The sequence below is a fragment of the Anabaenopsis arnoldii genome (genome assembly GCF_028331025.1).
GTDB lineage: Bacteria > Cyanobacteriota > Cyanobacteriia > Cyanobacteriales > Nostocaceae > Anabaenopsis > Anabaenopsis arnoldii.
Genome location: NZ_JAQMUH010000009.1, coordinates 1 through 14813, shown reverse-complemented (window position 1 = coordinate 14813; position 14813 = coordinate 1). Strand labels below are relative to the sequence as shown.

Sequence of the window (14813 nt, the reverse complement as noted above, 5' to 3'; positions counted from 1 at the left end):
ACAGGAAAAAATTGCTATATACCAACCATGAAAATTGCGATCGCTCAACTAAATCCTACTATTGGTGATTTGTCCACTAATGCTCAGAAAATTCTCGAAGCAGCCCAAAAAGCAGCCAATCAAGGTGCGCGTTTATTATTAACCCCAGAACTTTCCTTGTGTGGCTATCCCCCGCGAGATTTATTACTAAATCCTAGTTTTGTCACAGCTATGGGGATGACATTACAACAGCTAGCTACAGATTTACCGCCCAATTTATCTGTATTGGTAGGAACTGTTTCCCCCAATTTAAAAGCTGATAGCACTGGGGGAAAAAGTTTATTTAATAGCATCGCTTTGTTGACAGAAGGGAAAGTAAAACAAGTTTTTCATAAGCGACTTTTACCGACCTATGATGTCTTTGATGAAAACCGTTACTTTGAACCAGGGCTACAAGCTAATTATTTCACCCTAGATAATCTTGATATTGGTGTAACTATTTGTGAAGATTTATGGAACGATGAAGACTTTTTAGGAAAACGTAATTATGCCGTTAATCCTATTGCTGATTTAGCGATTTTGCGTGTAGATTTGATTGTCAATTTGTCAGCTTCACCCTATAGTGTTGGTAAACAGCAGTATCGAGAATCTATGCTCAATCATAGTGCGGTACGTTTTTCACAACCAATGATTTATACCAATCAAGTCGGGGGAAATGATGATTTAATTTTTGATGGACGTAGTTTTGGTTTAAATCGTCAGGGTGAAATTGTCTGTCGTGCTCGTGGTTTTGCCACTGATTTGGTCATAGTTGAATTTGATCAAGCCCGGGGAGATTTACAATTGAGTTCTGTGGCACCGGTATATCAGTCAGAAGAGGAAGAAATTTGGCACGCCTTGGTGTTGGGAGTGCGAGATTACGCCCAAAAGTGTCATTTTTCTAAAGTTTTGCTGGGTCTAAGTGGGGGAATTGATTCAGCATTAGTCGCCGCCATCGCCGCCGCGGCCGTCGGTAAAGAAAATGTCATCGGTGTACTGATGCCTTCTCCTTACAGTTCAGAGCATTCTGTAACTGATGCTTTGGCATTAGCGGAAAATTTGGGTATTCAAACTACTATCTTAAAAATAGGGGAATTAATGTCAGGGTTCGATCACACCTTGGCTGACTTGTTCGCTGGTACTGAATTTGGCATTGCTGAGGAAAATATCCAATCCCGGATTCGTGGTAATTTATTGATGGCGGTCGCTAACAAGTTCGGTTATCTCTTATTATCTACCGGCAACAAGTCAGAAATGGCAGTGGGTTATTGCACCCTTTACGGTGATATGAATGGTGGCTTGGCTGTAATTGCTGATGTTCCCAAAACCCGTGTTTATTCACTGTGCCACTGGTTAAATAGTAATGGCGACATTATTCCCCACAATATTCTCATCAAACCACCCAGTGCTGAACTCAAACCCGGACAAGTTGATCAAGATTCTCTACCCCCCTACGAGATTTTAGATGACATCTTACAACGCTTCATCCATAACCACCAATCAGCAGCCCAAATTGTCGCCGCAGGTCATGACCGGTTCATTGTCAATCGAGTCATTCAAATGGTCGCCCGTGCTGAATTTAAACGCAGACAAGCACCCCCAGGATTAAAAATTACAGATCGTGCCTTTGGTACTGGTTGGCGAATGCCAATTGCTAGTAACTGGGGTGCTGTCGAAAAAGTTGTTAATTAACCCCCTAGGTCTCTCAACATCCCATTAATCCTATCAACTCCAGCCGTGTCATTGCGCCGTTGATACAAGTTACGGGCTGTCTGTAGTAATTGGTTGGCGCGGGCTGTATTTCTTCGCTGTTGATACATCTTAGCCATCAACTCATAAGTTTGGGGATTATTGGGGTCTAGTTTAATTGCTTCTTCGTAAGCCCAATTAGCAGCAGTAAAGTCTCCCAGACGAGATTGGGTGAAACCTAATCCCAAGTAGGCATTTAAATGGTTACGGTTGAGTTGGATAGCACGACGGTAAGACTCTTTCGCCCCATTAATGTCATTCAAGTTAACTTTAATGTAACCCATGGCGTAATGAAAATCGCTATTATTCGGGTTAATAGCGATCGCTCGACGATAGGAGGCTAGGGCTTCTGGAAATTTTCCTTGTTTAGCATACAGGTAGCCTATCCCAGAATGAATTCTGGCATTCTTTGGTTCTATCTGAGCCGCTTGTTGATAAATGGCGATCGCCCCATTATAGTCCTGGTCTCTTACCAGTTTCTGCCCTTCCTCAAACAGTCTCCTGACTTGGGAGTTATTGGTTTGCGCCATCAGTATTTGGCTCTGAGCCATGGAGGGTATGCTAACGGTAGTCAGTCCTAAGCATAGAATACTAACTACAAGTGAAATGGGCTTGTACATAGTAAAATTCCGTCAATTATAGGGGAGGTTTTTGTACATTAAAACAAAAATTATCAGTTTTGAAAACCACATTTATTTACTCTGGCCAAATTTAAATATCTGGTTAATTCAGATACTTTTTTACAGGACAAGACAGCCTGAGTTGATATTCAATATATAGTATTCACTATATCCTATCAATCAAGTATTTGGACAAAACGCCTAGTTTAATGAGTTTTTCTCATCTTAAATATAAGTTTTTTATTACCAATAATAGAATAACTAAGGGTATAAATGACGGACAATACACGACATACACCCGCCAAAGACTAATCTGCTATTACGGGGTTAATTTATGATTCTCACTACAACTGATGTGATTCAAGGTGCCATTATTGAATCATATTTAGGGATTGTCACCGCGGAAGTTGTGTACGGGAGTAATTTCATCCGCGATTTTTTTGCCAGCATTCGAGATATTATCGGTGGGCGTACTGCTAGTTATGAGCGACTATTTGAGCAGGGACAACGCAAAGCCATAGAAGAATTAGAAAAACGTGCACATGCTTTAGGTGCAGATGCTGTAATTGGTATTCAATTTCATACTGGTACCATCAATATCAATGTTGAACAGACCGGGGTGATGTTGCTAATTACCGCCACAGGTACGGCTGTGAAAATACGTTAGCTTGTTAATAGTCTTTTGTCCGGTGGCTAATGGGTAATCTCATCTGTTGTGATTACCCATTTTTGTGAGCATGACTAAAAGGCCGCATCTGATTTCTTGGAGAAAGTCCTATGAAACCTCACGCCCACCCTCTAATTATTAAGGAGGGCGAGAAAGAATCTTGTTGCTCGCTCCTCACATAACCTCAAACAATCAAGACATTAATAATCGATGGATTAGCTATAAATTTATTAATTAATTGCATTTCATCCTACTGAAGATAGAGTAATTAAGTCATGCTGTTGATAGATATTAAAAATCAAAGCTGGGAATTTAATTTAAAGCATAAGCATGACTCAAAAAAATGAATATACTTGAGAAAAACTTTGCTGACAAAGCAATGGAGAAAATTAACTATGTCATACATAAATCGTGTAGGCGATGAAGTTATTAATGAACCACAACTAGGAGCTAGAGTCGCTGAATATCATGACCGGGTGCGTTGGGGACCAATCATTGCCGGTGTATTGGTAGCCCTAGCTACTCAATTAATCTTGAGTTCCTTATTTGGTGCTATCGGCGCAGCTAGCATTGCTGGTTCGGGAGCCCCCAGGACTATAGCCCCTGATGTTGCTGCTAATGTGGGAGTCTGGTCAACCCTAGCTTTGTTGATCTCCTTGTTCATTGGTGGTTGGGTGACAACTCGTACTTGTGGCCCCATGAATCGAAATACAGCCCTACTCAACGGCGCAATTCTCTGGGCTACTACTATCGCCCTGAGTTCTTGGTTATTAGCAACCGGAGTATGGGGTACTTTTGGCGTGGTGGCTCCCAATATTGCAGTAGTACCAGCACCTGAACTAGGCACACCCCCACCGGAAACGGCTGTAACTGCTGAACAAGCCCGCCAAATTGCTGGGGCTACTTCTAGAGCTTTGTGGTGGTTTGTGTTGGGATCCCTGTTAAGTTTAGCTGCGGCTCTTATGGGGGCTGTTGTGGGCGCTCGCAGTCCTAGAACTAACAATTATCGGACTTAAATGTGGTACTTAAAATTACATAAAGTTCATCGCTAAAAGTACCTTTTTGAAGGTGCTTTTTATTGCGGTGTGGAATTTTTACCACTTCAAATATGAAGCTTCAATTCCCTGCTCTCGCTTAATTTTGGCATCCTTTTCAAACCAAGTAATCAGCTGCTGGGTGCTTAGGTCTTCTATAGCAACACCGTATTCTTGGGCTATATGCTGTAAAAGTTTGAGGGATGAAATTGTTAGTCTGGTGAGAAACTTTTCCGAAGAAGACAACAAGGCGCTATCAACTTGTGCCGACTCTTCTAAGGTGAGAAATTGTGCTGAAGGTTGCTGTGGTAGTATATCCATATATTTAGTTGTTGAATGTAAGTCAAAATTATTACTACTTACTCATCTGTTTGTTCTGGTCGCCCTTGCACTAAATACCCGCAACGATGTTCACCATTGATAATCCAATGGGTTCGCTCTACGTGACAATCTGGTAACACCGCCGCAAACATTTCTAATTCATGACCGCAGATGCTAGGGAAGGACTCGGCAACATTAGAAATGGCACAATTATGTTCCATGAAGATAAAGCTATCACCATGGGAGGATTCCACACAGTGATACTCAGCCATGAATCCTTCAGCCTTTCTGACATTGACTAAATTAGCTACACGCTCTTGGAGTGAACCCTTACCGACGCGATCGCGGTATTCTTGGGCTTTCCTCTCCCACTGTTTCTGTAAAATCGAGCTAACTTGTTCACGGCCTACAGTTTCCGCTAAAGTGTCCAGCAGTGACACCGCAAACTCGCCGTAGCGGTCGGCTTGGTGAGTGCTCAAACTTCTTTGTAGGCGATCGCGTCCCCGAGGGCTTAATTTATAGATATGTTGCGGCCGCCCCATCCCTACTTGTACAGATGTATACAGAACTAGCTCCTCCGTCTCCAAATCCTTCAGGTGACGACGGATGGCTTGCTTGCTGACATCTAAAACTTCCGCCAACTCAAAAGCAGTTGCTTGTGAGCGTTTAAGCAGATACTCGAGAATATCTTGCTTTGTCGAGGTTTGGTGAGTAATCTCCATTTTCCCTACAAGACGCTGCGCGAACGTCCCCAAAAATTTTTTTAGAAAATTTGACTTTAACAACATTCTTGTTGTTAATTTAGCGTAAAATGAAAATAAATTAAACAACCCGCAAGTTGTTTTACTCCCCAATTACTATTCTAACAGATGTGTAACCACTCGGTCACACCAGCGGAGAATAGGCGCACACCATAGCCCCTCTGCCATCCTTAAAGAGATATCAGTAAACAGATTCCACAATTGCAGTTCTGAACACAAGAGATTTATACCGATGAGTGCCACTGTCAAAACCTTAGTCAACCAACCCTACAAGTACGGCTTTATCACCGATATTGAAGCCGACACTATCCCCCGGGGACTAAACGAGGACGTTGTTCGCTTGATCTCCGCCAAGAAGAACGAACCACAGTTCATGTTAGATTTTCGGCTCAGATGTTATCGCCAGTGGCAAAAAATGACGGAACCAACTTGGCCTAGCGTCAAGTACCCGCCCATCGACTATCAGAATATTATCTACTACTCCGCCCCCAAAAAAGCCAAAGCCAAGCTCAACAGCTTGGATGAAGTAGACCCCACCCTACTAGAAACCTTTGAAAAATTGGGTATTTCCCTATCGGAACAAAAGCGCCTCGCCAATGTCGCCGTTGATGCGATTTTTGATAGCGTTTCGGTGGCTACGACCTTTAAAGAAAAACTAGCCGAAGATGGGGTTATCTTCTGCTCAATTTCCGAAGCCCTACAAGAACACCCCGAACTTGTGCGGAAGTACCTGGGTAGCGTTGTTCCCGCGGCGGATAATTACTTTGCAGCTTTGAATGGTGCTGTATTTAGTGATGGTTCTTTTGTCTATATTCCTAAAGGCGTAAAATGCCCCATGGAATTGTCTACATATTTCCGCATCAACTCTGGTGATACAGGACAATTTGAACGGACTTTGATTGTAGCCGAAGAAGGTAGCTATGTTTCCTACCTAGAAGGTTGTACCGCACCTATGTATGACAGCAACCAACTACACGCCGCTGTAGTGGAACTAGTCGCCCTGGACAACGCCGAAATTAAATACTCCACTGTCCAAAACTGGTACGCCGGGGACGAAAATGGTAAAGGTGGAATCTATAATTTTGTCACCAAACGCGGTTTGTGTCAAGGTGTCAATTCTAAAATTTCCTGGACTCAAGTAGAAACAGGTTCGGCTATTACTTGGAAGTACCCTAGCTGTGTGTTAGTGGGTGATAACTCCGTGGGTGAGTTTTACTCGGTGGCGCTGACCAATAATATGCAGCAAGCTGACACCGGAACCAAAATGATTCATGTGGGTAAAAATACTCGCAGCACGATTATTTCTAAGGGAATTTCAGCGGGTAACTCCAGTAACAGTTATCGCGGTTTAGTGAAAGTCAATCCCACAGCTCAAGGCGCGAGAAATTATTCTCAGTGCGACTCTATGCTGATTGGCGATAATGCCCATGCCAATACTTTCCCTTATATCCAAGTACAAAATAATACCGGAAAAGTGGAGCATGAAGCCTCTACTTCTAAGATTGGCGAAGACCAACTGTTTTACTTCGCTCAGAGAGGTATTTCCCCAGAGGATGCTATTTCTATGATGATTAGCGGCTTCTGTAAGGATGTGTTTAATCAGCTACCTATGGAGTTTGCTGTGGAAGCGGACAAGCTTCTGAGTCTCAAGTTAGAAGGTAGTGTTGGATAATTGTCAACCAAGGGCTAGGCTTTTTATTTTTCCTAGTCTTGATTAAGGAACCACACAGACGCACAGAGCGCAAAGTAAGAGAAGAGAAGAGAGAACATGATTATTGAAAATAGTGAAGTAGTTCTGTCAGTGAAAGATTTGACGGCTAATGTTGATGGAACTCCAATTCTCAAGGGTTTAAATCTTGAGGTGCGATCTGGAGAAATTCATGCGATTATGGGACCCAATGGTTCTGGTAAAAGCACTTTTTCTAAGGTGTTGGCCGGACACCCAGCTTATGAGGTGACTGGTGGTGAGGTGATTTTCCAGGGTGAGAACTTGCTGGAAATGGAACCAGAGCAACGCGCTAGAGCAGGTGTATTTTTGGCCTTTCAATATCCTTTGGAAATTCCAGGTGTGAGTAATTTGGATTTCTTACGGGTAGCTTACAATTCTCGCCGCAAGGCTCAAGGTTTGGAAGAATTGGACGCTTTTGATTTTGATGATTTGATTTCAGAAAAGTTGGATGTAGTGAAAATGAATCCGGCTTTTTTGAATCGCAGTCTCAATGAAGGCTTTTCTGGTGGCGAGAAGAAGCGCAATGAAATTCTGCAAATGGCCCTGCTGGAACCAAAGTTGAGTATTCTGGATGAGACTGATTCGGGTTTGGATATTGATGCTCTCAAAATTGTGGCTAATGGCGTGAATCAGTTAACTAGTCCAGAAAATGCCACCATTATGATTACTCACTATCAACGCTTACTTAATTATATTGTCCCGGATTTTGTCCATGTTATGGCTCGGGGTCGCATCCTCACCAGTGGTGGTAAGGATTTGGCTCTAGAATTGGAAACTCGCGGTTATGACTGGGTGTTAGAAGCTGCTGAGGTGGGTGTGTAATGACTATTCAAGTTGAGTCTATTCCCGTTTCTAACTCTCATGGTCTGCGGGATAGGGATGATTTTCTGACTGGGTTATTAAATCAAGTAATTTCTCCTAAAACCCAGGACTGGTTAGAGGAATTACGCCAAGGTGCTGCTCATGGGGTACGTCATGCTACTATCCCCACCACCCGCAATGAGGAATGGCGTTTTACTGATTTGTCAGCTTTACGCCAAGTACAGTTTCATGTAGATACACAATTAAAATCAGCTGATATCTCGGCTTTAACTTTACCAGAAGCTGTTAACAGTCGTTTGGTATTTGTCAATGGTGTTTATGCGCCCCATTTATCCGCAGTCGCAGATTTACCATCTGGTGTTGTGGTCGGTAATTTGGCGGGTTTGTCCCAGTCTCAGCAGGAGGGTGTTAAACCCTATTTAGCACAAGCTGAGGGTTCACAAGAGGTGTTTACTGCTCTTAATACTGCTGGAATTTCTGATGCGGCGGTGTTGTGGGTGGGGAAAAATGTCACCGTTGACACGCCTATTCATCTGTTGTTTCTCAATACTGCTGATGAGCAACCGAGCATTTACCAGCCTCGTTGTTTGGTAGTGGCGGAGTCTAGTAGTAGTGTAACTTTGGTGGAAGATTTTACTTTTGCTGGGTTGGGGGAGACGGAAAACACTAAGAACAAGCCGGTTTACCTGACTAATGCGGTAACGGAAATTTGGCTGGGTGACAATGCTCAGGTGAATCATACTCGGTTAGCGCGCGAAGGTGTAGAAGCTTTTCATATTGGGAAGACGACTGTCACTCAGGCTCGTGATAGTCGATATACTTGTCATGCTTTGACTTTTGGGGGTCGGTTATCTCGCCACAATTTGGAAGTCTTCCAAACTGGTGAGCAAACTGAAACTACTCTCAATGGTTTGACGATGATTTCTCACAAGCAGTTGGCTGATACTCACAGTCTCATCGCACTTAATCATCCCCATGGTACAAGCAGACAATTACATAAGTGTATTGTAGGCGATCGCGCTCATGCGGTGTTCAACGGTAAAGTTTTTGTCCCCAAACCAGCCCAGTTGACAGATGCAGGACAATTAAATCGCAATTTACTGTTATCACCAAAGGCGAGAGTGGATACTAAACCCCAATTGGAAATTACCGCCGATAACGTTAAATGCGCTCATGGTGCTACGGTTAGTCAATTGGAAGACGATGACATCTTTTATCTCCAAAGTCGCGGAATTAATGAAAGCGATGGGCGTAAGTTGTTGATTAACGCTTTTGCTGCGGAAATTATCAACCAAATACCCGTCAAGTCTCTGCAAAATATCCTATTAAACACGGTAAATGGTCATGAATGACTATTTATCATCACTAATGACTAATTACCCATGACTTTCACCCCTACCAAAACCCTAGCTGACAAAGTTCGTCCTGACTTCCCCCTACTACATCAGGAAGTTAACGGTAAACCTTTGGTTTATCTGGATAATGCTGCTACCTCTCAAAAACCCGTGTTCGTGTTAAATATCCTACGGGATTATTACGAACAGTATAACGCTAATGTGCATCGCGGCGCTCATACCCTTAGTGCTAAAGCCACTGATGCTTATGAAGCAGCACGAGATAAAGTCGCTAAATTTATTCATGCTGCGTCACGTCAGGAAATCATCTACACCCGCAACGCCAGTGAAGCCATTAATTTGGTAGCTTACAGCTGGGGTATGAACAATTTGCAAACTGGAGATGAGATAATTCTGTCGGTGATGGAACACCACAGTAATATTGTTCCTTGGCAATTGGTAGCACAAAAAACGGGTGCAGTGTTAAAGTTTGTCGAATTGACACCCGCAGGTAGTTTTGATTTAGAACAGTTTAAACAGCTGATTTCCCAGAAAACAAAACTGGTAGCAGTAAGTCATGTTTCTAATACTTTGGGTTGCATTAACCCAGTAGCAGAAATTGCCACCATCGCTCACAGATACGGTGCTAAATTCTTGGTTGATGCTTGCCAAAGTTTACCTCATATGCCCGTGGATGTGCAGGCAATCAACTGTGATTGGTTGGTGGCCTCTGGTCACAAAATGTGCGCACCTACTGGTATTGGGTTTTTGTATGGTAAGTTGGCAGTGTTAGAATCTATGCCACCATTTTTCGGTGGAGGTGAGATGATTGCTGATGTATATTTAGACCATTCTACCTATGCAGAATTACCCCATAAATTTGAGGCCGGTACCCCCGCTATTGCTGAGGCGATCGCCCTAGGGGCGGCGGTAGATTATCTTAGTAATATTGGCATGGATAGAATCCACGCCTACGAAGCTGAACTCACCGCTTATTTATTCCAAAAATTAGCCCAAATACCCCAAATTCAAGTTTATGGGCCTAAACCTAACGCCCAAGGAGAAGGTAGAGCTGCTTTAGCTGCATTCACAGTCGCAGATGTCCACCCTAACGACTTATCTACATTATTAGATCAAGAAGGGGTAGCGATTCGTTCTGGACACCATTGCACTCAACCCTTACACCGTTACTTAGGTTTACCGGGAACCGCACGGGTAAGTTTGTCTTTCTATAACACCCGCGAAGAAATTGATATTTTTATCAAGGCTTTGCAGGAAACCCTTGACTTTTTTGCCGGTTTCCAGGCTTAAATGTAAGGTGGGTCATTCCCACCTTTGTGAGGTAACAGAAAAGCACTTATACTTACTAACAAAGATAAAACGGTTAAAAGAGGTTTTCCGTAGTTGCTAATTCTCGTTGTTCATAATGACGACAACCCCCACAAGGACCAATGGGGTTAACAGCACAACGCATATACCCAGAGCGAGCATTAAATTTACAACTAATATCACCGATGAGATAACCCACACCTTCCAAATAATAGCGATCGCGTAGCAGCGGTGACCTAGCGCCATCGCTCTCAAAGGGTGTGATCCTCTCCGGGATGGGTGTTTGTGAGTGAGTAGCTACTTGTCTGGTCCGTCGGCGTGGGTGAAAATGGGTTCTACGAATTACCCACAGGGAAAACAGGGATGGTAATAAACCAACAGTCATCACTAATAGCGTCTTCAACACCTGATCTTGGCCTCTGTTATGCGCTAACTACCTTATCCGATGTTAGCAACGGGTGATTGCTTTGGCATTTAACTAGAATTGTATAGCTTGATGGTTACGCTATGCAAGCTATCGGTAAAATGCACAAAGTTAAGTACAAATCACAGGGATGATGGGAGGCAAAAATGGCATTGGCTGACTTAAGAATTGTGTTGGTGGAACCAGCAGGACCGTTGAACCTAGGGTCAATCGCCAGAGTAATGAAAAATTTTGGTTTACATAACCTAGTCTTAGTCAATCCCCAATGCAAACCACTGTCACCGGAAGCCATGAAAATGGCAGTTCATGCCAAGGATATTTTAGAATCTGCGGTATTAGTACCCACATTATCAGCAGCATTGCACGGATGTGTCCGGGCGATCGCCACCACAGCGCGGGTACGTGATTGGGACACACCCTTAGAAAATCCCCGCAGCGCCCTACCCTGGTTATTAGAGTCACCACAGGAACCCGCCGCCCTCATTTTTGGTAGAGAAGACCGGGGTTTAAGTAATGAAGAACTCAATTATGCTCAGAGGTTTGTTCGCATTCCCACCAGTGACAATTATTCATCCCTGAATTTAGCCTCAGCTGTAGGTATTTGCTGTTATGAACTCGGACAAATAGCACCACCGACAACGCCACCTCCCAGCCTGGAACTGGCATCTTTGGATCTATTAGAAAACTACTATCAGCAGTTAGAATCTCTACTAATAGATATTGGTTACTTGTATCCCCATACAGCCGCTAGTCGCATGGCTAAATTCCGCCAATTGTATAATCGCGCGCACCTACAAACCAAGGAGGTAGCCATGCTCAGAGGGATTCTGCGACAAATAGAATGGGTGATTAAAACCAAGAAACATGAGTAAAACTTATGATTGAACCTGAGAAAATCTACGAAATTATCCCCCTGAAACATTTAAAATAGCTTACACTAAACATACAAAGGCTACTGGTGAGTTTTGGTATGGCTACGCCACGCAAGCTAGAGTGAGATTGCACCGAAAACATTCGAGTGGGTCACAAGGAGTAACAGTGTCAGAGTCAAGTGACAAACTAAGAAACTTTTCGCGGGGTCAACCGACCAACCTTCGCCCGCGTCAGGGTAACGGACAAAAGGTGGCAAAGAAAAAAGTAAAAGTCATTAATCAGCAGCGTTCTCCCAAGAAACAAGTAGCCGTGACGGGGCTGAATTATAATATGATGTCTCGCTCCAAACCGGTGTTAGCCATGCCTACAGGGGTAAAACCCATGCCCTATATGAGGAGGGGTAAAGCACAATTAAAGACCGTCCGGGTAGACAAGCAAGCAATGCCGAAAATGGGTAGACGAGTATCGCGAAAAACACGGTTAAAGCCCATGGCTAGAACCATGTTATACGCTTTGCGGTTGTTGATTGTGGGAGTGGGTGTCGGTGCGATCATGGGTACGGTGTTGTCAGTGTTAGACCCTGCTACTCGTATGCCCAGTCATTCGGGGACACAATCTCCTCATTTGGGGCAGAATCAGCCGCAAGTTATACATAATACTTCTGGTTTATATTTAACCCAGGAAATTACCCCATTGAAAAATGCTATCCAAAATTTGGCAATTGCAAACCCCAATCTCAAACCCGGGGTGTTCTTGCTGGATTTAGAGACTGGTGGCTATGTGGATGTGAATGGATCGAGCAGTTTCTCCTCGGCTAGTACTATTAAAGTACCACTTCTCATCGCCTTTTTCCAAGATGTGGATGCCGGTAAAGTCCGCCTGGATGAAATGCTAACCATGGAAAAAGATATGATAGCCGGTGGTTCGGGAAATCTGCAACATGAAAAAGTGGGGACTCAGTATAGCGCCATGGAAATCGCTACTCGCATGAGTACAAGCAGCGATAACACCGCTACTAATATGCTGATTGCTCGATTAGGAGGTATGGAAGCCCTGAATCAGCGGTTTCAAATTTGGGGACTCTCCGCTACAGCTATTCGTAATCCTCTCCCGGATTTATCAGGAACCAATACCACTAGCCCCAGGGATTTGGCGAATTTACTGGCTATGGTCAATCAGGGGAATTTAGTCAGTATGCGATCGCGCGACCTTATCCTTGATATTATGCGTCGTACAGAGCGGAATCATCTGCTACCTTCTGGTTTAAGCCCAGGGGCAAGAATACACCACAAAACAGGTGATATTGGCACCATGTTGGGTGATGTGGGTTTAATTGATATCCCCACAGGTAAACGCTACATTGCGGCTGTGATGGTACAACGCCCCCATAATGACCCGGAAGCCGAAAAACTAATTAGCTCTATTTCTAAGGCTGCTTACCAACAATTTAACCAAAATCCGGCATCCAATGCAGTAATGACTCCACCAGCACCTCAGAATATGGGGAACAATATCCCCCCAAATGCTCCTCAAAACCCCTTCTCGACTCCACAACCTTTCCCCTCTAGATAAGTTTTGGTAAATTCAGTCATCACATCTACCACCCCATCGATCCAATTCTTTACCGGTTACTGCTTGGGAAACTAAATTTATTTTCGGCGGTGAACTAAAAGAACATCTAGCAAATATGCAGTTTTGTGGGTAAAATTTAGGTCTTTTGATAACGCATTCCAGGGAGTTGGCAAACTAACCCCATAAGTTCTAACTGTAATAATGTGCTGGAAACTAAGCCTGTATTCATCCCTGTTTTTTGCACAATTAAATCAAAGGTTAAAATATCAGAGTCAATAGCATCCATTACTGCTTGCATTTCTGGCGGTAACCTCGGTAATTTTACCTTTTCTGGAACCTGTTCCGGGATGGGTGTAGTGTCGATTGTATCCAGTTTGGGGATAGCTCCGAGCATTTTTAACAGTTCGTCTAGTTCCCTGAGCACCAAACAAGCACCTTGACTGAGTAATTTTAAACACCCTTGCGATGGATAATCATCGATTCTTCCCGGTAATGCATAGACATCTCTGCCAAATTCATTAGCATAACCAGCCGTAATTAAAGCCCCAGACTTAGCAGGCGCTTCCATGACCAAAACTGCACGGCTTAAACCCGCAATAATCCGATTACGGCGGGGAAAGTGAGTGCGGTCTGGTGGGGTTTTGGCGGAATATTCACTCACTACTAACCCTTGAGTCAAAATCTGTTTATACAAATCGCGATTTTTAGGGGGATAAATGACATCTACGCCGGTTCCTAAAACTGCTATGGTTCTACCCCCCGCTTGCATCGCGGCTAGATGGCTTTCTGTATCAATTCCCTCCGCCATCCCAGATACGACTGTAAAGCCATTTTTAGCCAAGGCTGCGCTAATTTGGCGAGTCCAACGAATACCATAGTCTGAAGGTCGCCGTGTCCCCACAATTCCCACCATGGGTGTTTGTCCCAGATTTTCCCGCAGATCCACTTGACCCCGATAATACAAAACTGGGGGTGGGGTGGGAGTTTCCAGTAATAAACGGGGATAATCTGGCTCCACTGGTGTCCAGAAATGGGGGTTTTCTTGGTGATGTTGGGTGAGTAATTCTTCTGGACGTACACGCGATCGCTGTGCAACTACTTTTTCTAAGGTCTGAAAACCAAAACCTTCCACTTCTGCTAATTCGGCTTTGCTAGCATTCCAAGCTGTACTTACACTACCAAAATGCTGGTTTAGCCGTTGCATTAACACTGGACCCACCCCGGAAATTTGCGACCAAGCTAGCCAATACGCTTTTTCTTCTGCCACGATTAAGTATTCCGATAAAACCTATCTAAAGTTAGCTAATATTTGTACTGACAGCAGATTTAATCTGAGTAGTAGGGCGGGCTTTCCTACCCACCCTACAAGAGCTAGTCCTAAGCTGACTATTTTATAGACAAAACTATACTTATGTTGACAAGCATTAACATAAGTGAGTTAAGAAAATCGCCCACTTGATATATAATCCTACGATATCAAGTATTGAATTAAGACTATTGCCAACGCGAAAACCAAGCAATGATAGCGGTAGTCTTTCTTGTAAATCTTAAGAGAAATAT

14 protein-coding genes are annotated in these 14813 nt (G+C 43.6%); 9 read left to right on the top strand and 5 right to left on the bottom strand.

The window, feature by feature from the left end; translation table 11 throughout:
• The first annotated feature begins 27 nt into the window (after positions 1-27).
• Positions 28-1710 carry an NAD+ synthase gene (locus PN457_RS00730; protein ID WP_271730689.1) on the top strand — a complete coding sequence of 561 codons (1683 nt, stop codon included), beginning with the start codon at positions 28-30 and terminating at the stop codon, positions 1708-1710.
• On the opposite strand, the gene PN457_RS00725 is transcribed toward PN457_RS00730, so the two are convergent.
• On the bottom strand, positions 1707-2387 hold the full coding sequence (locus tag PN457_RS00725) for a tetratricopeptide repeat protein (protein ID WP_271730663.1): 681 nt from the start codon (positions 2385-2387) through the stop codon (positions 1707-1709). The two genes, PN457_RS00730 and PN457_RS00725, sit on opposite strands and share 4 nt — an antisense overlap.
• Positions 2388-2721: 334 nt before the next feature.
• Between PN457_RS00725 and PN457_RS00720 the strand changes: the two genes are divergently transcribed.
• Entirely contained in the window at positions 2722-3054 is a 333-nt protein-coding gene (locus PN457_RS00720) for a YbjQ family protein (protein ID WP_271730662.1), read from the top strand.
• A gap of 395 nt (positions 3055-3449) precedes the next feature.
• Positions 3450-4070: a hypothetical protein gene (locus PN457_RS00715; RefSeq protein ID WP_271730661.1), complete on the top strand. Its 621-nt coding sequence runs from the start codon at positions 3450-3452 to the stop codon at positions 4068-4070.
• A 78-nt stretch (positions 4071-4148) separates the two neighbouring features.
• Here PN457_RS00715 and PN457_RS00710 read toward each other — a convergent pair whose 3' ends face one another.
• Complete coding sequence (locus PN457_RS00710; RefSeq protein WP_271730660.1) at positions 4149-4409, bottom strand: hypothetical protein; 261 nt, start codon at positions 4407-4409, stop codon at positions 4149-4151.
• A gap of 38 nt (positions 4410-4447) precedes the next feature.
• Positions 4448-5131 carry an iron-sulfur cluster biosynthesis transcriptional regulator SufR gene (gene sufR, locus PN457_RS00705; RefSeq protein WP_271730658.1) on the bottom strand — a complete coding sequence of 228 codons (684 nt, stop codon included), beginning with the start codon at positions 5129-5131 and terminating at the stop codon, positions 4448-4450.
• A gap of 271 nt (positions 5132-5402) precedes the next feature.
• Between sufR and sufB the strand changes: the two genes are divergently transcribed.
• The 4 genes from sufB to PN457_RS00685 all read left to right on the top strand — a co-directional run bounded on the left by sufB (position 5403) and on the right by PN457_RS00685 (position 10366).
• Positions 5403-6842, top strand: coding sequence for a Fe-S cluster assembly protein SufB (sufB, locus tag PN457_RS00700; protein ID WP_271730657.1), 1440 nt, complete (start codon positions 5403-5405; stop codon positions 6840-6842).
• A gap of 96 nt (positions 6843-6938) precedes the next feature.
• On the top strand, positions 6939-7721 hold the full coding sequence (sufC, locus tag PN457_RS00695; RefSeq protein WP_271730656.1) for a Fe-S cluster assembly ATPase SufC: 783 nt from the start codon (positions 6939-6941) through the stop codon (positions 7719-7721).
• Positions 7721-9073, top strand: coding sequence for a Fe-S cluster assembly protein SufD (gene sufD, locus PN457_RS00690; RefSeq protein WP_271730655.1), 1353 nt, complete (start codon positions 7721-7723; stop codon positions 9071-9073). The genes sufC and sufD overlap by 1 nt, the downstream gene beginning before the upstream one ends.
• A 30-nt stretch (positions 9074-9103) precedes the next feature.
• Entirely contained in the window at positions 9104-10366 is a 1263-nt protein-coding gene (locus PN457_RS00685) for a cysteine desulfurase (protein WP_271730653.1), read from the top strand.
• Positions 10367-10439: 73 nt separating this feature from the next.
• On the opposite strand, the gene PN457_RS00680 is transcribed toward PN457_RS00685, so the two are convergent.
• A complete protein-coding gene (locus tag PN457_RS00680; protein ID WP_271730652.1) occupies positions 10440-10790 on the bottom strand; it encodes a DUF6464 family protein in 351 nt (116 codons plus the stop codon).
• Between the two features lie 164 nt (positions 10791-10954).
• Between PN457_RS00680 and PN457_RS00675 the strand changes: the two genes are divergently transcribed.
• Together PN457_RS00675 and PN457_RS00670 are read left to right on the top strand one after the other, a co-directional pair.
• Entirely contained in the window at positions 10955-11680 is a 726-nt protein-coding gene (locus PN457_RS00675) for an RNA methyltransferase (protein WP_271730651.1), read from the top strand.
• A 166-nt stretch (positions 11681-11846) separates the two neighbouring features.
• Positions 11847-13253 (top strand): serine hydrolase, encoded by a 1407-nt coding sequence (locus tag PN457_RS00670; RefSeq protein WP_271730649.1) that lies wholly within the window; start codon positions 11847-11849, stop codon positions 13251-13253.
• 136 nt (positions 13254-13389) lie between these two features.
• Here the strand turns inward: PN457_RS00670 and dprA are convergent, their stop codons facing one another.
• The gene (gene dprA / locus PN457_RS00665) at positions 13390-14520 is read right to left on the bottom strand and encodes a DNA-processing protein DprA (RefSeq protein WP_271730647.1); all 1131 of its coding nucleotides are present in this window, start codon (positions 14518-14520) and stop codon (positions 13390-13392) included.
• Positions 14521-14813 lie beyond the last annotated feature (293 nt).